Genomic DNA, 21,259 nt, shown 5'->3' with positions numbered 1-21,259 from the left:
TGAATGTAAGGCTCTCTAAATAAACACTTCAATTCGCATTACTGCATTAGATTTTAAAATAAAAAAACCAGCAAACATCAAGTCTGCTGGTTTAACCTAAAATTTGGGATAACTACTGATCGATTGAACCCAATACTTTTTTAGCAAATGCATTGGCTGCATCGCGCTCAGATTGGCCATCTGCAATCATTTGTTTAACCTCAATGGCGCCACAAAGATTGGTAATCAATTCACCTATTACATCTAAATCGGTTTCTGTTGCCGAACGATGCTCCGAAAAAGACTCCAATACCTCAATCGTGTGTTCGAGTGCCTCTTCAGAATGATTTTTCTGGAAATGTCTAATTACTGGTAACTTCATCTACTAAAGCTTTTAAAGGTTCTAATTTATTGGTCTGTACTTGATTTACAAACTCCCCATCTTTAAAGGTTGCAAATGTGGGTAAATTGTCCACTTTTGCTAACTTTCTAGACTCAGGAAACTTCTCTGCATTTACCAAAATAAACGTAGTATCTTCGTGTTCTTGAGCTAGTTTTTTAAACTTTGGCTTCATCAAACGGCAGTTACCGCACCAGCCAGCCATATATTGTACCACAACGCGATTGTTGCTGTTCACAATCTCTTGTAAATTATCTTGATCTAACTCTTTCATAGCAATTTTTCTTTAATTAGTAATTTTGCATTTTGTAGGCTTTCAAGCTTGTTTTAAATCAAATTGCAAACCTTTTCGCCTACAAAATGCAGTGTAATTTTCTTCCTTTTCTTAGTTTGAAGACAAATAAGAAGCTACTCCCTTGCTATTCGCTTGCATAGCATCTTTACCTTCTTCCCAGTTTGCAGGGCAAACCTCACCATTTTTCTGTACGTGGGTATAAGCATCAATCATACGTAAGAATTCAGACACGTTTCTTCCTAATGGCATATCGTTTACTCCTTCGTGAAAGATTTTTCCTTCTTCATCAATAAGGTAAGTTGCACGATAAGTCACATTATCTCCTTCTACAGTATATGCACCAGTTTCCTCATCGTAGTGCTCGTTTTCGATATCTAAAATACCTAAACGTGAACTTAAGTTACGATTTGAATCAGCTAAAATTGGATACGTTACTCCTTCAATTCCACCATTATCTTTTGGGGTGTTTAACCAAGCAAAATGAACTTCTGCTGTATCACAAGATGCACCAATTACCATTGTATTTTTAGCTTCAAAATCAGCTAAAGCTTCTTGAAAAGCATGCAACTCAGTTGGGCATACATAAGTGAAATCTTTTGGGTACCAGAATAATAATACTTTCTTATTATTTTTCTTAGCCTCTTCTAAAACATTGATTTTAAAGGTTTCGCCCATTTCATTCATTGCGTTTACCTCTAAGTTTGGGAATTGTTTTCCTACTAATGACATATTTAAAAATTTTAAAGTTATACTTGTTTTACACTCACAAAAATATAGAATAATAAAGGCAAAAAACAAGTTTCATGCTTGTTCTTTTTTATTACACTATAAGAGTATTCTATAACATTTATTAAAAATAATAGTTTTTACTTATTTATGTTGATTTCACTAGGCTTAAAGCCGATTGAGTAGCCAACAACAAACCTGTTGGAAACCGCAAATAGTCCAATTTTAAGTTGTTTTATTTTACATGTAGGCAAGGTTGATTATATTTACCCTATGAAAACACTATTTACGCATATCAAAGGTTTGGTACAAGTAAGAGAAGAGACATCTACTTGGTTAGCCGGAGAAGCCATGAGCCAATTACCAGTACTAGAAAATGCTTGGTTATTAATTGAAAACGATAAGATACTCGACTATGGCAGCATGCCCAATTTACCCGATAAAACTTGGGACGAGCAAATTAACTTATCTGGTCAATTTGTGCTACCCGCTTGGGTAGACTCACATACGCACTTGGTCTATGCTGGCAATCGCGAACAAGAGTTTATCGACCGTATTAAAGGCCTAACTTACGAAGAAATCGCAGCTAAAGGCGGTGGCATTGTTAACAGCGCCAAAAATCTACAAACAACCCCAGAAGACGAACTTTACATTCAAGCCGCTAATCGTTTAGAACAAGTTATGCAAATGGGTACAGGGGCTATCGAGATCAAATCGGGGTATGGCTTAACGCTTGAAGCGGAATTAAAAATGCTAAGCGTTATAAAAAAACTACGCCAACAATATGATTTACCTATAAAAGCTACCTTTCTGGGTGCCCACGCGGTTCCACCAGAATATAAAAACAACCAAAAGGCTTATGTAGATCATCTGATAAATGAAATGTTACCAGCGGTAGCCGAACAGGGAATTGCCGATTATGTGGATGTTTTCTGTGAGAAGAATTATTTTAGCGTAGCCGAAACCGAACGTATCATAGAAGCCGCACAGCAATATGGCTTACCCGCCAAAATTCACGTGAACCAATTTTATGCTATTGGCGGTATAGCAGCCAGTGTAAAACACAACGCCAGGAGTGTTGATCATTTAGAAGTTTTAACCGATACCGATTTAAAGGCCTTACAGCACACGCAAACCATGCCAGTTGCTTTGCCTTCGTGTTCTTTCTTTATAGATATTCCCTACACCCCAGCAAGAAAAATTATAGACGCTGGCCTGCCATTGGCCATTGCAACCGACTACAATCCTGGTACCACGCCCAATGGCAATATGAATTTTTGCTTATCGTTAGCGTGTATTAAGATGAAAATGACACCTGAAGAAGCTATTAATGCCGCCACCCTCAACGCGGCATACGCTTTAGACTTGTTAGACACCCACGGCAGTATTACACCGGGTAAGCAGGCTAATCTCTTGATTACCGAAAAGATACCCTCGTACGGATTTTTACCTTACTCTTTTGGTCAAAACCATATTGAGCAAGTTTATATAAACGGAAAACGCCTTTAATATGAAAAACTTTACTTTTTTTACACCCACTCGTGCTCAAGAACTTACGAAAACCAGAGTTGGAGAAGTTAAAATGGGAGAAAAACTGGCCTTTGTCAATCATTTTGATGATTTAGCCAACCGTCCCGAAGAATTTATCATTATCGGTATTCCAGAAGATATTGGAGTACGTGCCAATTACGGAAAAGCGGGGACCGCAGCCGCTTGGGAAGCGTTTTTAAAGGCTTTTTTAAACATCCAAGTTAATCCTTATAACACCACTAAAAATTGCCTAATTCTAGGTGAAATTTTAACCAAGGGCAGTATGCAAGATGCCGAAAAAACCAATGATCCTAAAGAGTTGGGCGAAATTGTTAGCTTTAATGATACCACGGTTACTCAAGTGGTGCAAAAGATTATTGAGGCCAATAAAACACCAATAGTAATTGGTGGCGGTCATAACAACGCTTACGGTATCATCCGCGGTGTGGCACTGGGATTAGATCAACCTATTAATGTCCTAAATATAGATGCCCATACCGATTTAAGAAATACCGATTACCGTCATAGCGGAAATGGGTTTAGTTTTGCTAGCAAAGAAGGTTACCTTGATCGTTATGCTATCTTTGGTTTGCATCAAAACTATACACCAGACTATATTTTTGAAGCTATTAAGGCCAACAAACAACAAAACTATGTATGTTACGAAGAGATTATGCATCTTACCGCTCTAGATAAATTAGTGAAATTCAAGAAAACAGCCGATTTTGTACGCAATCAATTTGGTCTAGAAATAGATTGTGATGCGGTAGCCAATTTTGCTAGTAGTGCAGCAACCCCTACAGGTTTTGATATGCGTGAGTTGCGTAGTTTTGTGAATTTAGCCAAAAAGCAAAAAACCCATTACTTGCACATCTGCGAAGCCATACCTGATGAGAACGGACAAGTTGGTAAAGCACTAAGCTACCTTGTTTCAGATTTTATACGGGACGAATAAAATTTTTTAAATAAATAATACCCCCAATTCGGCAAATACCAATTGGGGGTATTTGATTTAATAGCTTTGGTTTGCCTAAACTGATTATTTCTTTATAAATTTCTGGGTAAACCAATCGTCAAGTTTAGCTATTTTGGGATATACAATCCAATGCCAAATGCTCAATAGCCACAAGCTTAGAATTATTTAAATTGCCGTGAGCAACTTGTTTCACATTTCAATTCATAAAAAGATATTTTAAAGTATAAAAGCATAAAAAAAGCTGCCTCAACGGCAGCTTTTATATTGTAAAGCAAATCAAATTTATTCTTGCTTCATCATTAAGTTTTGCAATTTTTGTTGCAATTCTGGATTTTGTTGCAAAGCAGCTCCAATCTGTTGGTAACGCTCGATACTAAGTCCTTTGTCTTGAATGATGCTCATCATATCTTTTTGCAATTGTGGCTGCATTTCTTGCACCTTAGCCACCACTTTTTTGTAGCTCTTCATCTCGGCAGGAGTTGCTTCTACCTCTTGGTTCGGGTTTACAGATGCTTGCTGGATAGCTTGAAAACGTTGTACCTCCATACCTTCTTTCTTCATATAGGCTACCATTTCTTGCTGTAGTTCTCTATTTTCAACCTGCACTGCTTTATAAGCCTCTGCAAATTTTGCCAAATCGGCATCGCTAACTTGAGCTTCTTGAGCAAAAGCATTAGCACTCAACAGCATTACCATAGCAAAAAATACATTTTTAAATCTTCTCATTTCTATTCTTAATTTAGATTATTAAATTTTTTCAATTTTAAGCAAAAAAAATCAACTCGACGAAAAATTTTTATTTTTCTTAGGATTGTTTATGCCTTACTTAACTATTAAACAATTAACAGGCCAAAATCCCTACCTTTTTTTTATTTCGCTTAAAGCGGAATGTTTCCGTGCTTGCGTTTTGGTCTTAAAACTTCTTTGTTCTCCAACATGCTAAAACCTTTGATTAGCTTTCTACGCGTATCCTTAGGCAAAATCACCTCATCGATAAAGCCTCGTTTTGCGGCTTCAAAAGGAGTGGCAAAAAGTTCGGCATATTCGGCTTCTTTTTCGGCCAATTTTGCTTCTTGATCTTCGGCCTCCATAATTTCTTTTCTAAAAATAATTTCACTGGCTCCTTTTGCTCCCATAACGGCAATCTCTGCGCCTGGCCAAGCAAAATTTAAATCGGCACCAATGTGTTTAGAGTTCATTACATCATAAGCTCCGCCATAGGCTTTACGTGTAATCACGGTAACCTTAGGAACCGTCGCTTCGCTTAAGGCGTATAATAATTTGGCTCCGTTTAAAATAATCCCGTTCCATTCTTGATCGGTACCGGGTAAAAATCCAGGTACATCTACTAGTACTAATAGAGGAATATTAAAAGCATCGCAAAAACGGGTGAAACGAGCTGCCTTTTTAGAGGCATCTACATCTAGCACTCCGGCTAAGCTCATAGGTTGATTGGCAACTATACCAATACTTTTTCCGCCTAGACGGGCAAATCCTACAATAATATTATCGGCATAATCTTTATGGATTTCAAAGAAAGAATCTTGATCTATAATTCCATCGATTACCGCGTGCATATCGTAAGGTTTATTTGAACTTTCGGGTACAATATCGGCTAAACCTTCACGCAATTCATCGCCTAAGCTATAGGGTAAATCTGCTGCTTTTTGCTGATTGTTTTGAGGCAAATAGCTGATTAATTTTTTCACATCTTCAAGGCATTCAATATCGTTTACCGCCGTTCTATGCGTTACCCCCGATTTGGTAGCGTGTGTACTGGCACCACCCAATTCTTCTGAGGTCACCTCTTCATTGGTAACCGTTTTAACCACATTTGGACCCGTAACAAACATATAACTGGTATCTTGCACCATAAGAGTGAAGTCGGTCATAGCAGGTGAATAAACCGCTCCCCCAGCACAGGGTCCCATTATTGCTGATATCTGAGGAATCACACCCGATGATTTAACATTGCGATGAAAAATATCGGCATAACCGCCTAGCGATTTCACTCCTTCTTGAATTCGCGCTCCACCAGAATCATTAAGTCCGATCATTGGGGCACCAACCTTCACCGCCAAATCCATCACCTTACAAATCTTTTCGGCATGGGTTTCAGACAAAGAGCCACCAAAAACGGTAAAATCTTGTGCAAACACATAAACCAAACGCCCCTCGATGGTACCATAGCCAGTTACCACCCCATCGCCATAAAATTTTTGCTTATCCATACCAAATTCGGTGGTTCTGTGAGTAACCAAAATTCCTATTTCCTCAAAAGAACCTTCGTCAAGTAAATAGTCTATACGTTCTCTAGCGGTAAGCTTCTTTTTTTCGTGTTGTTTAGCGATTCGTTTTTCGCCACCCCCCAAATGGGCTTGTTTTATCTTTTCTTCCAGTATCTTTATATTCTTACTCATAATTCTCTCAAGTCTTTATTTTATGCGCGGTAATCTAAGCTGTTTTTGATCGGTTAAATATTGGCGAAGAGCCACCAAGGCTGCCAATCGCGCTTCTTTTTTGTTGGCTTCTTCTAATAAGCTAGCCGAATAGTATTGTTTCACAAAATGAGTGTCAAAATTCCCTTGACGGAAGGCCTCGTGCTCCATTACAAATTTACCAAAGCTTAAAGTAGTCTCTACCCCTATAACCCTATACCTATCAATAGCCTCAATCATCTTTTGAATAGCTTCTTCTCGGGTTTTTCCGTAAGTAATCAACTTAGACAACATCGGGTCATAATAAATAGGTACCTCCATACCTTCTTCAAAACCATTGTCTACTCGAATGCCTTCACCATGCGGCACTTGATAAGTAGATAGCGTTCCTACGCTTGGTAAAAAATCGTCTAACGGATTTTCTGCATATACACGTAATTCCATAGCGTGCCCATTGATCTGTAAATCTTCTTGCTTAAATCGCAAAGCTTTTCCGCGAGCAATATTTATTTGCTCTTCAACCAAATCTATACCTGTAATCCATTCGGTTACGGGATGCTCCACCTGCAAACGCGTATTCATTTCTAAGAAATAGAAATTACGCTGTTCATCAAATAAAAACTCAACTGTTCCTGCTCCAACGTAGTCACAAGACTTGGCTACTTTAACGGCCGCTTCACCCATTTGTTGGCGCAAGGTTTCATCAAGGACTACCGATGGTGCTTCTTCTACCACTTTTTGGTGCCTTCGTTGAACGCTGCATTCGCGTTCAAATAAATGCACGACATTGCCGTGGCTATCGGCTAAAATTTGAATTTCGATATGCCGTGGTGAAGCAACGTACTTTTCAATGAAAACAGCACCGTCTCCAAAAGCCGATTCGGCTTCGCTAATTGCGCGGTTCATTTGTTCTTCAACATCGGCTTCCTGCTCTACAACACGCATTCCCTTACCTCCACCACCGGCAGAAGCTTTAATTAAAATAGGAAAGCCAATTTCTTTGGCAATTGCTTTTGCTTTGTCAATATCGGTAATGGCTTCATCTATTCCGGGAACCATAGGTATGTCATACGCTTTAACCGTTTCTTTAGCGGCAAGTTTACTTCCCATCACCTCTATGGCTTTTGAACCCGGACCAATCCAAGTAATACCGTTTTCTTCTACGGCTTGTGCAAATTGAGCATTCTCACTTAAAAATCCATATCCAGGATGAATACCATCTACTTTCAGTTTTTTAGCTTCGGCAATAATTACCTCTCCTTTAAGATACGATTGGTTTGAGGGTGCTGGCCCTAGACAAATGGCTTCATCAGCAAATTTTACGTGCGGTGCATTGCGGTCTGCTTCAGAATAAACGGCTACCGTTTTTATACCCATTTTCTGGGCGGTCTTCATAATCCGTAAAGCGATTTCTCCTCGGTTGGCAACTAATATTTTCTTCATAATGATTTTGTACTATTATAATAAACCACTCGGGCCATTACTCCATTTCGATAAGCAATTGATTTTTTTCTACGGTCTCTCCTGTATTAATCGCAATGTGCTTTATTTTGGCATCGCGTGGTGCAGTAAGCGCATTTTCCATTTTCATCGCCTCGAGTACCATAAGGTAATCGCCCTCTTTAACCTCATCGCCTGGCTTTACATTTACTTCGATAATAAGTCCGGGCATCGGAGCTTTGATTTCATTCACCATAGCACCTGCATTCAACTCTAATCCCATTTCTGAAATTAAACGATCTAAATCGGTTTGTATGGCTACCGTATACGGATTGGCGTTGATGCTTACATTATAGACTTTATCGATAAAATTATGCTGGGTAATCGCCGCTTTAAAAGATTTATTCTCCTCTAGACCGTGAAACGAATGGTTAGGAAGGTTTTGTAAATCGAATTGACGGATTTCTTCTTCGCTAAAATCAAAATCCCACTGCTCATTTACTTTTACGTGGTACCGCTTACTCATAGTGGTTATATTTACTAAATTTATTGTGCTGCGTAAAGATATAAAATTGACAAAAAGCAACCGAAGCTTTGCTGAAATAATTGTTTTTTTTGCCTTGCCCGCCGAGTAAATTAAAATAAGGCCAAGAAAAAAAGAATTATTTGTATATTCGAAAAAAATAAAACAACTATGATTTCAATTAAAACAACAAAAACTTTTGTTATGGCTTTGGCTTTAGCAGGCGGACTAATCAGTTTCTCTTGTGAAGACCAAGCGAAAAAAGAAAAGGAAACGGCAACAGCTGAACCCACTACAGAAACCAGTAATACAGAGGCGGCTGCCAATAATCAAACCACTAATGCGCAGGACATCCCTAGTGGAGACGACCCCAACCCACCGCATGGGCAACCGGGCCACCGATGCGACCTTAAAGTAGGTGCGCCACTTAATTCAAAACCAAATCAGATTCAGAACACCGTTACCCCAGTGAACGGAAACCCTGTTGAAGCTGCAACCAATACCAGTAATCTAAAGGTGAATCCGCCACACGGGCAACCAGGTCACCGTTGCGATATTGCAGTTGGAGCTTCTCTAGAATAAAACCAACCACAATTTTTAAAATAAAAAAACTGCTTGACCAACAAGCAGTTTTTTTTATACCTATATTTTAAACAGTATAAAATTCAATCATTTCTATACCAAAAACACAGACAAATATTTAACTTTATAGGCTGACATTGGCTAGCCTTTAAGCTAAGCTACTAAAACTACGGAATGAGTATTACCATTGAAAACATTGTCTTAATCGGTTCTATTTTACTACTCATTAGTATTCTGGTGGGTAAAACTTCTTATAAATTTGGGGTTCCCACTTTGTTGCTCTTTTTGAGTATCGGAATGCTAGCAGGATCAGATGGTATTGGTGGCATTTACTTTGACAACCCTAAAATTGCTCAATTTATTGGTATTGTTTCGCTTAACTTTATCCTTTTCTCGGGAGGTTTAGATACCAAATGGCAGTCGGTAAAGCCCATTCTTAAAGAAGGTATTGCTCTCTCTACCTTAGGGGTGTTGCTTACGGCAGTTTCATTGGGTTTATTTGTTTATTCGATTACCGATTTTACCCTATATGAAAGTTTATTGCTGGGCGCTATTGTATCTTCTACCGATGCTGCTGCGGTTTTTTCTATTCTAAGGTCAAAAAGCTTAGCGCTTAAAACCAACTTACGACCCACACTCGAATTAGAAAGCGGTAGTAACGACCCTATGGCCTATGTATTAACCATCGCTTTTTTATCTTTAGTAGTAAATCAAGATCAAAGCTTTTGGAGTATCCTACCGCTCTTTTTACAGCAAATGATACTGGGCGGCGTATTAGGAATAGCTTTTGGATATTTAAGTAAGTTAGCTATTAACAACATCAGACTTGATTTTGAAGGGCTTTACCCGGTTTTGGTCATTGCACTTATGTTTATCACCTTTTCGGCAACCGACTTTCTGGGCGGAAACGGTTTTTTAGCCATTTATATTTGTGCGGTATATCTAGGCAATCATGAGCTTATCCATAAAAAAACCATACTGCAGATGTTTGATGGACTAGCTTGGTTGATGCAAATAGTTCTTTTCCTAACCCTAGGTTTACTGGTTTTTCCATCGCACATCATTCCGTATCTTGGTATTGGACTGGTGGTTTCATTATTTTTAATCTTTATAGCACGCCCAGTTGGCGTATTTTTAAGCTTGATATTTTTTAAAATGAAACTTCGTAGGCGTTTTTATATTTCTTGGGTAGGTTTGCGTGGTGCCGTACCCATTGTGTTTGCCACCTATCCTCTACTAGCGGGTATTGATAAAGCACCGATGATTTTTAGCATTGTATTTTTTGTTTCGGTTTCATCGGTCTTATTACAAGGAACTACGCTTTCTATTGTAGCAAAATGGTTAAATGTAGGCTTACCCGAAAAAGACAAACCACTGGCTCCCAACGATCGGTATATTTTAAACCTGCCCAAATCGGTAATGGAGGAGGTACAGATAAACGCCCAAGATTATGCTGTAGGAAAGCGAATCGTAGATTTGCATTTTCCCGATTCGGCCTTTATTAGTATGATAAAAAGGAAAGATAATTTTGTAAGACCGGGAGGTTCTACAATTATTGAAGCGCATGATATACTGGTGGTGCTCTTAGACCACGAAGACAGTATGCAAGAAGTAAAACGGGTTCTACAAGTAGGCTTTGTTTAGTGCGGTTTAGGAAAACTTTTTGGACTTTTAAGGCTATAATTTCAAGCTTGATTTAATTTAAATTCTTTTTCGCTTCCGCGGAAGCGAAAAACCAACTCAATTAAAAATTGTAAAGATTAGTAAACTATTTAATTTAAAAAATAATTACATTTACTTTATCACAAATTGCGCAATACCAAGCGCTAATAACAATTCAAGTTAATTTGCCTAATTGTAAGCACTGTAAACCAGATAAAGCGGCCCAATTTTGTTCTTCTTGCGGCGCCCACTTAAAACCCAAGCGTATCGACGCGGGTTATGTAGTGCAAGAATTAAAAAGCATACTTTATTTAGAATTTGGTATCTTTTATACCATTAAAGAATTAGCATTAAGACCAGGCAAAACCACAAAACGATATCTATGGGGAGAGCGTAAAAGGTTTATCAAACCCATTTTGTTTTTAATTGTCTGCTCTTTGGTGTATACCTTAGGACAGCGGCTCTTTGATTATGAGATATTGACCATTAGCTTTAGCGAAGAAACTAAAAAAAGTCGACCTCTAGCTTTTGAACTCTTAAGTTGGTTTACCGACAATTACGGCTACTTAAATGTATGGATGGCTTTATTCATTGCTGCATTTTATCGTTTATTTTTTAGACGCATTAATTATAATTACTTTGAGATCTTTGTGTTTCTTTGCTATATTCTAGGGCTATTTATGTTGTTTTATTTTGTCTTAGGCTTAGTAGATAACCTTGTTGGCCTTCCCTTTCTTCAAATTGGTTTGCCGCTAAGTTGGATTTACCTAATGTGGGCGGTCAAACAGTTTTATCTAGACAATAGAAAACGTGTCTATATAAAAGCAATTTTAGGTTATAGCTTAGGAACATTTACCAGCCTATTGTTATTTGTAGCAATAAGCATGGGATTAGATCTTTTATTGGGTAGCTAAGCAAACAATATTTAAGCTAGTGATCTCAAAATAACTTTTAAATTATTCTATGAAAACCGACTATTATTACGACCAGGAGTTTACACGAATCGGTTGTTTAGCGCCAGGCGAATATGAGCAGTGCCGTTTTGAACATTGCGATTTTTTTGAAAAAGACCTTTCTAAAATGCAATTTATAGACTGCCATTTTGAACACTGTAACTTTAGTATGGCGAGACTAAACAAGACCTTGTTTCGTGAAGCATTTTTCAAGCATTGTAAAATGCTCGGACTTCAATTTAATACCTGTGAACCTTTTGGCTTATCGGTTAGTTTTGCTCATTGTCAACTTGACCATAGTTCGTTTTATCAAAGCAAGCTCAAGCAAACTATTTTTGACCACTGCAACTTATCGGCTGTTGATTTTACTGAAGCCGACCTGACTCAAGCTGTTTTTGCACACTGCGATTTGAGTCAGGCTCGATTTGAGCGCAGTCAATTAAGTCAAGCTGATTTTAGAACAGCTCAACACTATCAAATAAACCCTAATTTAAATACCCTAAAAAAAGCTAAATTCTCATTAGATGGCGTTGCAGGCTTATTAGCCGAATGGGAAATTGTATTAGCGCCATAACCTAAATATTCTTAGAGACCTTGGCGGCAACGAAAGTTGGTATAGTTATTCTAAAAAGCTTTGCCGCTACCCTATTATAATATCAAAAGCTTTCACAACTAAGTAAAAATCTTGTTTTTAACAAAAATTAACGTATATTCATCGGCTGAAATGTAAAATATCAATCTTAAATACATGAGCTACGGATCAGGCCACATTATGGATATGATAAGTAGGATGAAACAAAACCGTAAACTTCGTCCTAGTAATCGCAATAAATTCAAAGAGAACAACAGGCAATCGATCCATTCTACTGCAGGTGGACAAGAAAAACCATTTTTTAAAAAAATAGCCCCCGACAAACTAAAACAGATTAAAGCACAAATTCAATTTAAAGCTAAACGCCAACGTAAAAAAGAACGCTTGATTTATGGTGTTTTCTATATTTGTTTTGCTTTGGCGTTAATACGACTATTAGTTTGGTTGCATTAAAAGCAAGTTTTTTTTGATTGTCTTGTTTACTACACTTTTTGTCTTTCGAGTTTGTTCTTTAAGGCATGTTTTCAATTAGCGTGGCGTTCTTAGAAATCTTGTATACCGCTTAAAATAAATCAATCACGGTAATTAAAAACACCTACTAGCGCGCAATTGCATCGTGTTCTCCTCACCCCATTTCCATCAATGGCCCAAATATTCAATTCTTCATTCAAGGATAAAACTAAAGTTCACAAAATAAAAACCTACTGAATCACGAAACTTGTAATTACGACTCATATTTTAAAAATAGTAATTTTTTTATGAACCTGCTAATGGATAGAAAGCCACAGGCTACAAGCCTGCGAGAGCGGGAGTCACGAGCGAGACATTCGCGCCAGCGAGGTCGACTAGGGGTTGCTATTCAATTTCATTTATTTTTAATACCTTAGGCTAAAGTTTGTTCACTAAGCACTCATAATTTCTATTAGTGACTAACTATTGCCCCCTACAGTAACTTTTAAATTATCCTAAAAGCCTTCCTCAATGGCAGAAAAAGTAAAAACTTACCAAAATGTGAATGCTCAGTCTGAAGAACTGAGTTTTGGTATTTCTAAAATGCAAGCCATTTATGCCAAACGCCAAGGTAAAATCGACAAGCCCCATCGGCATAATTTTTTTACCGTACTCTTGTTTAAAAACGCAAAGGGCCAACACAAAATAGATTTTAACACCTATACTCTGGGCAAACAACAAATCTATTTTATTGCCCCAGGCCAGGTACATCAGGTTATCGAGGAAAAAGCCTCCACCGGCTATTCAATGGTGTTTTCGCACCAGTTTTTAGTAGAGAATGCCATTCCGCTTAGCTTTATTGAGCGATTAAATCTTTTTCAAAACTACGGCGATACCCCTCCCTTAAAAACAACAAAGCAAGAATTTGAAAAAATAACCGACTATGCCGAGCAGATTTTTGATAGCTTTCATCAAAACACCCCCTATAAATTTATGGCCATTGGGGCGCTGCTCAAACTGCTCTTGATTGCCTGCAACAATAGCTGTACGTTAGATAGAGCAGCTACTGATGCTGAACAAATAGGAGAAAACCTCATTAGGGCGTTTAAAAACAGTGTTGAGCAAAATTATAAAAGCCAACACACCACAGCGTTTTATGCCGAAGCGCTTCACATTACCCCAGATCATTTAAACCGTACATTAAAGGTAAAAATGGGTAAAACGGCTAAAGATTACCTCACCACCCGATTGATTACCGAGGCCAAACGCCTGCTTTATTTTAGCGATTTAACAAATAAAGAAATTGCTTACCATTTAGGTTTCAATCAGCCCGGTAATTTTAGTGCCTTTTTTAAAAACTACACTAAAGTTTCGCCAAGCGCCTTTAGAAAAAGACTTCTCAAACACTGAAGTTTCACCTATAAAACAATAGACTATGTCAAATATCAACTTAATCATACCCGAACGCGCTGCCAATATCGGTAATTTTTTAGTCGGTAGACTATTGCCTTTCCGACAAAAGCGTATGCTGGGTCCATTTATTTTTATTGATCATATGGGACCGGTGCAACTGAGTAAACGCGAGCATTTTGATGTCTTACCGCATCCGCATATAGGGCTCTCTACCCTAACCTATTTATTTGAGGGCAGCATTATGCATCGTGATTCTATTGGTAACGCCGTAGAAATTAAACCAGGTGCTGTAAATTGGATGACCGCCGGTAAAGGGGTGGTACATTCTGAGCGTACACCAGATTACCTACGCAAGACTAATCAAGAATTGCATGGTTTGCAAATTTGGGTGGCTTTACCCAAAGAAAAGGAGTTAATTGAACCTAGTTTTACGCATATCAATAAAGAAGAGTTGCCTACTTGGCAAGACAAAAACATCCATTACAAATTAATCGCAGGCGAAGCTTTTGGCAAGCAATCACCAGTACCCGTGCATAGTAAACTCTATATGTTAGAACTTAAATGCTCTAATGCCCAAGAAGTTACACTAGGCGAACAGCTTTACGGAGAAGTGGGTTTATATATACTACAAGGCGGCATTAAAACTGAAAACCAACATTTTGGAGAAAAGCAATTACTCATCGCTAAAGATACGAAGCTCTGCTCGTTCACTATGGAAGCCGATTCTGTGGTTTACCTATTTGGTGGTGAAGCTTTCGAGGAAGAACGTTTTATCGATTGGAATTTTGTTTCAAGCAGTAAAGCCCGTATTGAAGAAGCTATAAAAAAGTGGAAAGCACAAGATTTCCCAAAAATTGAGGGCGAAACAGAATTTGTACCCTACCCAGATAGAAAACTGTAATCCTTAAATGGCTTGCTTTTAGCTATTACTATGGGCAAAAGGCTATCAATTTTCTTAGCAACAAAGCATTGCATTGTTACCGGCACTCTTTTTTTTTTTGGTACTAGTTGGTAGTTATAACCACAACCCAAAGCAGGCAAAATGCCAGATGTCGGATTTTAATAAGCTTCGCCCCAGTTTTCATATGGTACAAGCGGTAAAATCTTATCATCTTTGTAGCACAAAACAACAGTAGTGGTTTTAATCGGCTACCAACATGTATTTTAAGAGGAGTTTTTTTTCGCTTAAAGCGGATTAAATTACTAAAAAAGAATAACATCACTACAAAAAAAGAAAAGCCATGCAGTATATTATTCACCCATCAGCGTCTAGAGGCCAAGCCAATCACGGTTGGCTAAAATCAAGACACAGTTTTAGTTTTGCCCACTATTTTAATCCCGAAAGGATGCACTTTGGTGTACTACGCGTTTTAAACGATGATCAAGTAGCGGGAGGTATGGGTTTTGGTACGCATCCGCATGATAATATGGAGATTATATCTATCCCCTTAAAGGGTGATTTAGAGCACCAAGACAGTATGGGCAATGTTGCGGTAATCAAAGAGGGAGATGTGCAGGTGTTGAGCGCTGGTACGGGCATCACACATTCAGAAAAAAACAAAAACCAAGACCAAGAAGTTCATTTTCTTCAAATTTGGTTATTTCCTAGACAACAAAATGTAAAACCGCGCTACGATCAAATTTCGGTTAAAGATATAGCGGTCAAAGATGAATTTTATCAAATTCTTTCCCCAAATAAAGAAGACCAAGGCGTTTGGATTCATCAAGATGCTTGGTTTCATTTAGGCGATTTTAGTCAGGGAGTTGAAAAGGAGTACCAACTTAAACAAAAAGAAAACGGCGTGTATGTTTTTGTATTAGAGGGTAATCTTGAAGTAGAGGGACAGCAATTGAACCCTCGAGACGGAATGGGTATTTGGGAAACCGACAGCCTACGGGTTAAAGCCTTAAGCGAAGCACGTGTACTTTTAATGGAAGTCCCCATGCAATTGGCATAATAACAAGGACTAGGTCTTCGCATAATATCAAAAAATAAAAGTATAAGCATTAGCTGGTTTAGCGCTTTTAAAAGTCAACTGCATTAGTTGACTCAGCCTTCCTATGCTTTAAGGCGAAGGCGCATTACTTATAAAAATTTAAACAATTTATAAATCCTAAAAAACAAAACATGATGAAGGAAAAAACAATTTGGAAAATCGATCCTGCACACGCAGAAGTAGCTTTTAAGGTAAAGCACATGATGATTTCAACGGTGAAAGGAAATTTTGACGATTTTGAAGCACAAGTGACCACCGAAAACGATGACTTTAAACAAGCCGATTTTCAATTTTCGGCTAAAACGGCTTCGATTAATACCAAGAATGAAGATCGGGACACACATTTAAAATCGGATGACTTCTTTAATGCCGAGCAATACCCCGAACTTACCTTTACTTCTAAATCTTTTGACGGTCAAACTTTAATAGGCGATCTAAGCATTAGAGACGTGACCAAGGAAGTTCAATTAGCCGTAGATTTTAACGGTGTGGCGGTTGACCCCTACGGTCAAACCAAGGCAGGTTTTGAGATTAGGGGTAAAATAAACCGCAAAGATTTTAATTTGACCTGGAGTGCCCTTACCGAAGCAGGAAATATGGTAGTATCAGACCAAGTGAAGCTGGTTATTGATGCGCAATTTATCAAACAAAATTCTTAATAAATTAATATAAATATTTACACAACAAGCAGTAGTACGGCTGCTTGTTGTGTTTAGAGTAAGATGTAGAAAACTAATAAATTGCTCTTGAACTAAAATAGCACCCTAACTTGCTTGAATTACTGCAGTTGGAGCGGTCGAAAACTTTTTACATTAGAGTATTAAACGAAGTAAATAAATATGATGCTCCCCTCCTATCGCAAAATAAATATTGCTTTGGATCACTATAAAGCTAGGGTTTTTAAGGTTGAGGCTGCATCAAGCAAAACAGGTAGAAAAGGCTTATACCATCAACTTATAAGACTTTTAATCGAAAATAATTACTTTAAATCTGCAAGCCCTTTGCAATTTATTCTATTTTATATAAAATTTTATTTGATATTAGCTGCGAAATTCGCTTAAGTTGTCTATATTTGTTATACATAAGTATTACTTATGTGCTACGTTAAAAACCTTTATTTAACAAGCTCAAAAAAGATCGCAAGTTTCTAGCCGCCAGTACTTTTTGAGCTTTTTTTGTGTCTTTTTGGGTCGGTTTTTAAAGCATCTTTAAAAAGCTCAGCGGCTTATTTTACAAACTGCTGTGCTTACAACCACAAGCTGCTGGGTTTATCATGATAAACTGCGGTGCTTATGATTACAAACTGCTGGGTTTGTGAAAGGAAAAAGGGAAGAAATTTATAAGAAAGGAAGTTGGCGAGGTTAACATTTATCCGACGCACAAAAAAAAAGGCCTCGTTTTTTCAAACGAAACCTTTATTTAATCAACTTAAATAAATCGCAAGTTTCTAGCCGCCGATCAATTTAAAGTCCATTGTCTCGAGTGCTTTACGCACACGTTTACCGGGTCTGTAATTTAAGCGTATTTGCTTGACATTACTAATGTTTACCTCCTCGGGAGTGGCACTCGGTTCTGAGCTTACCCCTACTTGAAAGTTTCCTAAACTACCCAGTTGCACTACACGTCCTTGTGAAAGTTCATCGGTCATATTATGTACCAAGGCACTTAATACCGCTAAACAATCCGGTTCACGAACGGTAGATTGGTTCGAAATTAAATAAGCCAAACGATTAAGGTCGGTTAAACCTGTTTTTACCGCTTGTGCATAAAACTGCTGTGGTGCAGTTACATCTTGTGGGTTTTTCTTACCCACGGTCTTCAAATTAATCATTTTTTTATTAAATTTAAATTATTGTACAGCATTTTCAATACGTTTTATTAGAGGTCAGCTACCTGGTAGCCTGGTTCTGGATGCTGTAAAAAAAACCAGAAAAAATCTCAGGGTACATTTTTAACACTATGTCATAGGCGTTGCTTTAACATCTTTGTTTAAACAAAAATTATTTAACACTTTAAAATTAAAGCAATTTATAGTAATAAAAAAAAATATTGAAAATACTTATTAACAGAAATTTCCACATTTTATGTGTTAAAGAAATATTAATGCGCTTATTTATAGGTTTTTCACTAGTAAAACCAAACCAATCTGTAACCAAAAAAAGGAGGTTCACCTATCACTATTTTAGCGTTTAGCCAACCACACCCATATTGCATAATATTGATATAATGCGCTAAAAACATTTCTTTTAAACAAAAAGTAATTTCAATTTAATCTTTCCAGCACTGGTCAAAATTTCAGTAATATTATCAGCATCAATAAAAAATAATGGCCTAGACCAGATTTTTTTACTGCAATTAAAAATTGGAGCAATGTGTTGCTGTTTTGATAGATCGATAAGCAAGTAATTTAAACTGCATATTTAACCCCTTATAGTTTGGAAAAGCAGATTTTATGGTCAATGTTATTACTACTCGTTAAAAGATTTGCCATACCCCTACAACCTAGTTTTCAAAGAAAGTTTTGTTTGGAATAGTTGTTAATTCTAGGATATGCCTTTCATGTAAAACGAGCGTAGTTAAACTATCAACCCGAAAGCGCTGTGAAATCTTATGAGCAATATAATTAAAGAAAAAATAAGGAGATAAAAAATGAACCTGTATTGCTACAGCTGCCTTTATCTATTCACGAAAAAAGCCAATTTCTATTATTGGCCCTCCTTAAGGCTATACTTGTACCCCTTTAGAATTTGATCCTTCGAAAGGTTAATATAAGGTGTAAACTGTATGGTAACGGTTTGTGTATGAGTAGTGCGGGATTTAGCGGTTAACTTTGCAAGTACACACCAAACTAAAAATCCGCGAGTCCCGAAGCTTCGGGATTCAGAAGTAGGCGAGAACAAGCAATTACTTATAGCCATTGTTGGGCTTTTGTTTTTTATATTTCTTTATCCAGTTTATTCGGATTTTGTCTTGTGTCAAATAACGTAACAATATTTATTCGTTTAGCATTATAGCGATAATATATAGTCGTTTGTTTTGTGATTACGCATTTTCTTAAACTTTTTCCTTTTTTAGATTCGGGAAATATTTCAGGCTGGTTTTTAATTATCTCAATTGATGAGTCTAATTTTTCAACAAAATCTTTTTTTACTTTAACAGACCATTTTTCTATTAAATACTCGAAAAGTTCTTCTAATTTCCTTTCTGCTGTTTTTGAAATAACAACTTTTCTGTTCAATTTATCTGTGTTTTTGTATAAAAGATTCGTAATCCGTTATTTCTCCGTTTTCTATTTCACGAGAAGCTGTTTCAATTTCTTTACGTTGTTCAACAGATAAATCGTCCCAAAAGTCAGCAGTTTTTGCTTTTTTGAAGATTTTTTTAATTGATTCAATGATTTTAGGGTTTTCGGTGTCCAAAAGCATTTTTACCAATTCTATTTTTTCCGCTTGAATATTCATCTCATATTTATTTATAATCAAAAATAATGATTTTAACCTGAAATTTTGATTGGGAACGTTTTTTTTTAAATGAAGCCCAACGTGTTTGGCTATGGTTTCGGCGTGGAATCGTCCGCAGGACATTCCGCGTAAGAAATCAACTTGGTTAAATTTACATATTTTTTAAAATAGAGCATAAGCCACGCTGAATTATAGCCGTTGTTACCTACAGGATTTTTTATCTTTAAATATTCCCTTTTCATATGCTTCTCCATAGAGTTTAGGTAAAGTCCGTTTCCTGTCACGTTCTTTTTTTCTCTCGGCTCTTTTTAGAGAAACATAGTCATAAATCCATTCCTCAAGCAATATTATTTCTATCCGATTACAATTTTCCGTTATCTCGATTTCCTCTTCCTGCGTCATTGGGAAAATCAGTTTTATTTTATGAATGTCCGTTGAATATTTAAATTCAAAATTTCCATTAAAGTCAGTTGTGTCTATTGCTTTTAAGTCCGAAGTCATAATTACAACTCCAGGAAATTCGCTCAAATCTTGTCCTATTACTTTTCCAGTAATAATTCTTTCTTGTCCAAATGAAATCTGAAAAGCCACAAATGCTAAAATTCCAATTATATGTCGAGTGAGTCTTTTCAATCTTGTAGGTAACTCGTTATATCAACCCAAATATACACTTTTAATATCATTTTTTTATTGGATAAAGTGTAACTAAGTTATTGAGGAGTGAATGTGTTAGAGTCAGTTTTAACCAGTCGAGTTGACTCAGTTTAAAAGGCAAGGTGAACGCGATGCAACCGCGCACTAGCGGGGATAGCCATAAACCATTCAATACGCAAAGAGGTGCAATTTATAAGCTTTTTGGGTATCCTAAGTCTACCGCTAAGAAAAGAAATGTGGCTAATCATCTCTAAAAGAGCAGCACAGCAATAGATTAATCCCCATAGTACCAACCGACAAACAGCCAGGTTTGTCAACACGGCGTTCATGTCAGGCTCCCGAAAAAAGAAGTCGGGACAAGCTGTACCGGCCACACAGCTTGCCCCGATTTTTCATTGGGGAACGCTTAGTTATTGTACACCGTTATTTTTAGATTAAATGTTCAGATATAATTTCGCAAAGTCTTTCTGTCCATACAAATCCAGTAGATGACATATTAAGCACAAACCATCCTAAACCAACAGACATATAAAGATGTTTTCTAGTATGTTCAACTTTGTTTAAATCGGTTTCTTTCCAATTTTTCAGCGCATTAATATCAGATGTTGGAAGTTTTTCTATAATGAATGAAATTCTCCAAAATTCATCACGTGATATTATCTCATTTCCAAAAAGACATATTGCTTTTCCTATTAATTTAGCTTTAGATTTTGTTTCTAAATTGTCAATTATAGAAATTAATTTTTCTCCAGCTTCTGATTGATATTTGTCGTCTTCAAGCTTATTTATAATTTCTTCTCTTTGCTTTAGAGTTAGCCTGGACGATTCATTTAAAAAATGAAGAAGTTTTGTAATAAATCTATAATCGCGTATTGCAATTCCAGTTTTCCAAAATCCAGTAGCAACATTTATAACTGGAATTTCCTTTAAAAGACCATCTGCTAGTATTCTATCAACTCCGATTTCAAGAATATCTTTTCCAATATTAGTCAAATCAGAACTTGAAATTGTTTCAATTAATGAATTCGATAATTCTTTATTTTCTTCTTTTTCTTTGCTCAATTTTGTTTTTTCTAATGGTGTACAACGTCTCGCGCATAACGAAAGTGGCGAGCTAAAATGCGCAAGTTTTTCGGTTAAACTTATACTTTTATAAAAATACACAAAACTCTCGTTTTAGCTCTAAAT

The 21,259-nt window shown here is 37.0% G+C and carries 23 protein-coding genes; 11 read left to right on the top strand and 12 right to left on the bottom strand.

All coding sequences use genetic code 11. The features are described 5' to 3' along the window. Positions 1-112: 112 nt before the first annotated feature. The 3 genes from ACFSQ0_RS03350 to ACFSQ0_RS03340 form a co-directional block, all read right to left on the bottom strand. The gene (locus ACFSQ0_RS03350) at positions 113-361 is read right to left on the bottom strand and encodes a DUF6952 family protein (RefSeq protein WP_379044096.1); all 249 of its coding nucleotides are present in this window, start codon (positions 359-361) and stop codon (positions 113-115) included. Next, a complete protein-coding gene (locus tag ACFSQ0_RS03345) occupies positions 342-653 on the bottom strand; it encodes a thioredoxin family protein (protein ID WP_147862375.1) in 312 nt (103 codons plus the stop codon). Before ACFSQ0_RS03345 ends, ACFSQ0_RS03350 begins: the two co-directional genes overlap by 20 nt. 111 nt (positions 654-764) lie before the next feature. Then, positions 765-1,403 (bottom strand): peroxiredoxin, encoded by a 639-nt coding sequence (locus ACFSQ0_RS03340; RefSeq protein ID WP_379044093.1) that lies wholly within the window; start codon positions 1,401-1,403, stop codon positions 765-767. A gap of 270 nt (positions 1,404-1,673) precedes the next feature. On the opposite strand from ACFSQ0_RS03340, the gene hutI reads away from it, so the two are divergent. After that, positions 1,674-2,909: an imidazolonepropionase gene (hutI, locus tag ACFSQ0_RS03335; RefSeq protein WP_379044090.1), complete on the top strand. Its 1,236-nt coding sequence runs from the start codon at positions 1,674-1,676 to the stop codon at positions 2,907-2,909. 1 nt (position 2,910) lies between these two features. Beyond that, positions 2,911-3,885 carry a formimidoylglutamase gene (locus tag ACFSQ0_RS03330; RefSeq protein WP_379044087.1) on the top strand — a complete coding sequence of 325 codons (975 nt, stop codon included), beginning with the start codon at positions 2,911-2,913 and terminating at the stop codon, positions 3,883-3,885. Between the two features lie 303 nt (positions 3,886-4,188). Here ACFSQ0_RS03330 and ACFSQ0_RS03325 read toward each other — a convergent pair whose 3' ends face one another. The 4 genes from ACFSQ0_RS03325 to ACFSQ0_RS03310 all read right to left on the bottom strand — a co-directional run bounded on the left by ACFSQ0_RS03325 (position 4,189) and on the right by ACFSQ0_RS03310 (position 8,310). Next, positions 4,189-4,632 carry a DUF4168 domain-containing protein gene (locus tag ACFSQ0_RS03325; protein ID WP_255504465.1) on the bottom strand — a complete coding sequence of 148 codons (444 nt, stop codon included), beginning with the start codon at positions 4,630-4,632 and terminating at the stop codon, positions 4,189-4,191. A gap of 152 nt (positions 4,633-4,784) precedes the next feature. Then, positions 4,785-6,326, bottom strand: a complete 1,542-nt coding sequence (locus ACFSQ0_RS03320; RefSeq protein ID WP_379044084.1) for an acyl-CoA carboxylase subunit beta — start codon at positions 6,324-6,326, stop codon at positions 4,785-4,787. Between the two features lie 15 nt (positions 6,327-6,341). Next, positions 6,342-7,787, bottom strand: a complete 1,446-nt coding sequence (gene accC / locus ACFSQ0_RS03315; RefSeq protein ID WP_379044082.1) for an acetyl-CoA carboxylase biotin carboxylase subunit — start codon at positions 7,785-7,787, stop codon at positions 6,342-6,344. A 37-nt stretch (positions 7,788-7,824) separates the two neighbouring features. Next, positions 7,825-8,310 (bottom strand): acetyl-CoA carboxylase biotin carboxyl carrier protein subunit, encoded by a 486-nt coding sequence (locus ACFSQ0_RS03310; RefSeq protein ID WP_379044079.1) that lies wholly within the window; start codon positions 8,308-8,310, stop codon positions 7,825-7,827. A 168-nt stretch (positions 8,311-8,478) separates the two neighbouring features. Here ACFSQ0_RS03310 and ACFSQ0_RS03305 point away from each other — a divergent pair, with 168 nt between their 5' ends. The 9 genes from ACFSQ0_RS03305 to ACFSQ0_RS03265 all read left to right on the top strand — a co-directional run bounded on the left by ACFSQ0_RS03305 (position 8,479) and on the right by ACFSQ0_RS03265 (position 16,615). Beyond that, a complete protein-coding gene (locus tag ACFSQ0_RS03305; RefSeq protein ID WP_379045385.1) occupies positions 8,479-8,889 on the top strand; it encodes a hypothetical protein in 411 nt (136 codons plus the stop codon). Between the two features lie 174 nt (positions 8,890-9,063). Next, positions 9,064-10,533, top strand: coding sequence for a potassium/proton antiporter (locus tag ACFSQ0_RS03300; protein WP_379044076.1), 1,470 nt, complete (start codon positions 9,064-9,066; stop codon positions 10,531-10,533). 203 nt (positions 10,534-10,736) lie between these two features. Continuing rightward, complete coding sequence (locus ACFSQ0_RS03295; protein ID WP_379044073.1) at positions 10,737-11,465, top strand: DUF3667 domain-containing protein; 729 nt, start codon at positions 10,737-10,739, stop codon at positions 11,463-11,465. Positions 11,466-11,514: 49 nt separating this feature from the next. Next, positions 11,515-12,078, top strand: a complete 564-nt coding sequence (locus tag ACFSQ0_RS03290; RefSeq protein WP_379044070.1) for a pentapeptide repeat-containing protein — start codon at positions 11,515-11,517, stop codon at positions 12,076-12,078. Between the two features lie 174 nt (positions 12,079-12,252). Continuing rightward, entirely contained in the window at positions 12,253-12,549 is a 297-nt protein-coding gene (locus ACFSQ0_RS03285) for a hypothetical protein (protein WP_379044067.1), read from the top strand. A 528-nt stretch (positions 12,550-13,077) separates the two neighbouring features. Then, on the top strand, positions 13,078-13,956 hold the full coding sequence (locus ACFSQ0_RS03280; RefSeq protein ID WP_379044064.1) for an AraC family transcriptional regulator: 879 nt from the start codon (positions 13,078-13,080) through the stop codon (positions 13,954-13,956). A 25-nt stretch (positions 13,957-13,981) separates the two neighbouring features. Next, positions 13,982-14,860 carry a pirin family protein gene (locus ACFSQ0_RS03275; RefSeq protein WP_379044061.1) on the top strand — a complete coding sequence of 293 codons (879 nt, stop codon included), beginning with the start codon at positions 13,982-13,984 and terminating at the stop codon, positions 14,858-14,860. Positions 14,861-15,200: 340 nt separating this feature from the next. Continuing rightward, positions 15,201-15,917: a pirin family protein gene (locus ACFSQ0_RS03270; protein WP_379044058.1), complete on the top strand. Its 717-nt coding sequence runs from the start codon at positions 15,201-15,203 to the stop codon at positions 15,915-15,917. Positions 15,918-16,090: 173 nt separating this feature from the next. Further along, a complete protein-coding gene (locus tag ACFSQ0_RS03265; protein WP_379045361.1) occupies positions 16,091-16,615 on the top strand; it encodes a YceI family protein in 525 nt (174 codons plus the stop codon). A gap of 788 nt (positions 16,616-17,403) precedes the next feature. On the opposite strand, the gene ACFSQ0_RS03260 is transcribed toward ACFSQ0_RS03265, so the two are convergent. The 5 genes from ACFSQ0_RS03260 to ACFSQ0_RS03240 form a co-directional block, all read right to left on the bottom strand. Then, complete coding sequence (locus ACFSQ0_RS03260; protein WP_379044055.1) at positions 17,404-17,787, bottom strand: HU family DNA-binding protein; 384 nt, start codon at positions 17,785-17,787, stop codon at positions 17,404-17,406. 1,104 nt (positions 17,788-18,891) lie between these two features. Then, the gene (locus ACFSQ0_RS03255) at positions 18,892-19,194 is read right to left on the bottom strand and encodes a type II toxin-antitoxin system RelE/ParE family toxin (RefSeq protein WP_379044052.1); all 303 of its coding nucleotides are present in this window, start codon (positions 19,192-19,194) and stop codon (positions 18,892-18,894) included. A 1-nt stretch (position 19,195) separates the two neighbouring features. Next, on the bottom strand, positions 19,196-19,417 hold the full coding sequence (locus tag ACFSQ0_RS03250; protein ID WP_379044049.1) for a hypothetical protein: 222 nt from the start codon (positions 19,415-19,417) through the stop codon (positions 19,196-19,198). Positions 19,418-19,618: 201 nt separating this feature from the next. Next, positions 19,619-20,050 (bottom strand): hypothetical protein, encoded by a 432-nt coding sequence (locus ACFSQ0_RS03245; protein WP_379044047.1) that lies wholly within the window; start codon positions 20,048-20,050, stop codon positions 19,619-19,621. Between the two features lie 450 nt (positions 20,051-20,500). Next, entirely contained in the window at positions 20,501-21,133 is a 633-nt protein-coding gene (locus ACFSQ0_RS03240) for a hypothetical protein (protein WP_379044044.1), read from the bottom strand. Positions 21,134-21,259 lie beyond the last annotated feature (126 nt).

The sequence above is a fragment of the Mesonia sediminis genome, assembly GCF_042684705.1.
In the GTDB taxonomy this organism is placed as follows: domain Bacteria; phylum Bacteroidota; class Bacteroidia; order Flavobacteriales; family Flavobacteriaceae; genus Mesonia; species Mesonia sediminis.
This window is presented reverse-complemented; position numbering and strand designations above follow the sequence as displayed.

What these genes read in the sequence shown, in the direction of transcription:
- ACFSQ0_RS03350 (WP_379044096.1), bottom strand. Translation starts at nt 361, where the DNA reads ATGAAGTTACCAGTAATTAGACATTTCCAGAAAAATCATTCTGAAGAG.
- ACFSQ0_RS03345 (WP_147862375.1), bottom strand. Translation starts at nt 653, where the DNA reads ATGAAAGAGTTAGATCAAGATAATTTACAAGAGATTGTGAACAGCAAC.
- ACFSQ0_RS03340 (WP_379044093.1), bottom strand. Translation starts at nt 1,403, where the DNA reads ATGTCATTAGTAGGAAAACAATTCCCAAACTTAGAGGTAAACGCAATG.
- hutI (WP_379044090.1), top strand. Translation starts at nt 1,674, where the DNA reads ATGAAAACACTATTTACGCATATCAAAGGTTTGGTACAAGTAAGAGAA.
- ACFSQ0_RS03330 (WP_379044087.1), top strand. Translation starts at nt 2,911, where the DNA reads ATGAAAAACTTTACTTTTTTTACACCCACTCGTGCTCAAGAACTTACG.
- ACFSQ0_RS03325 (WP_255504465.1), bottom strand. Translation starts at nt 4,632, where the DNA reads ATGAGAAGATTTAAAAATGTATTTTTTGCTATGGTAATGCTGTTGAGT.
- ACFSQ0_RS03320 (WP_379044084.1), bottom strand. Translation starts at nt 6,326, where the DNA reads ATGAGTAAGAATATAAAGATACTGGAAGAAAAGATAAAACAAGCCCAT.
- accC (WP_379044082.1), bottom strand. Translation starts at nt 7,787, where the DNA reads ATGAAGAAAATATTAGTTGCCAACCGAGGAGAAATCGCTTTACGGATT.
- ACFSQ0_RS03310 (WP_379044079.1), bottom strand. Translation starts at nt 8,310, where the DNA reads ATGAGTAAGCGGTACCACGTAAAAGTAAATGAGCAGTGGGATTTTGAT.
- ACFSQ0_RS03305 (WP_379045385.1), top strand. Translation starts at nt 8,479, where the DNA reads ATGATTTCAATTAAAACAACAAAAACTTTTGTTATGGCTTTGGCTTTA.
- ACFSQ0_RS03300 (WP_379044076.1), top strand. Translation starts at nt 9,064, where the DNA reads ATGAGTATTACCATTGAAAACATTGTCTTAATCGGTTCTATTTTACTA.
- ACFSQ0_RS03290 (WP_379044070.1), top strand. Translation starts at nt 11,515, where the DNA reads ATGAAAACCGACTATTATTACGACCAGGAGTTTACACGAATCGGTTGT.
- ACFSQ0_RS03285 (WP_379044067.1), top strand. Translation starts at nt 12,253, where the DNA reads ATGAGCTACGGATCAGGCCACATTATGGATATGATAAGTAGGATGAAA.
- ACFSQ0_RS03280 (WP_379044064.1), top strand. Translation starts at nt 13,078, where the DNA reads ATGGCAGAAAAAGTAAAAACTTACCAAAATGTGAATGCTCAGTCTGAA.
- ACFSQ0_RS03275 (WP_379044061.1), top strand. Translation starts at nt 13,982, where the DNA reads ATGTCAAATATCAACTTAATCATACCCGAACGCGCTGCCAATATCGGT.
- ACFSQ0_RS03270 (WP_379044058.1), top strand. Translation starts at nt 15,201, where the DNA reads ATGCAGTATATTATTCACCCATCAGCGTCTAGAGGCCAAGCCAATCAC.
- ACFSQ0_RS03265 (WP_379045361.1), top strand. Translation starts at nt 16,091, where the DNA reads ATGAAGGAAAAAACAATTTGGAAAATCGATCCTGCACACGCAGAAGTA.
- ACFSQ0_RS03260 (WP_379044055.1), bottom strand. Translation starts at nt 17,787, where the DNA reads ATGATTAATTTGAAGACCGTGGGTAAGAAAAACCCACAAGATGTAACT.
- ACFSQ0_RS03250 (WP_379044049.1), bottom strand. Translation starts at nt 19,417, where the DNA reads ATGAATATTCAAGCGGAAAAAATAGAATTGGTAAAAATGCTTTTGGAC.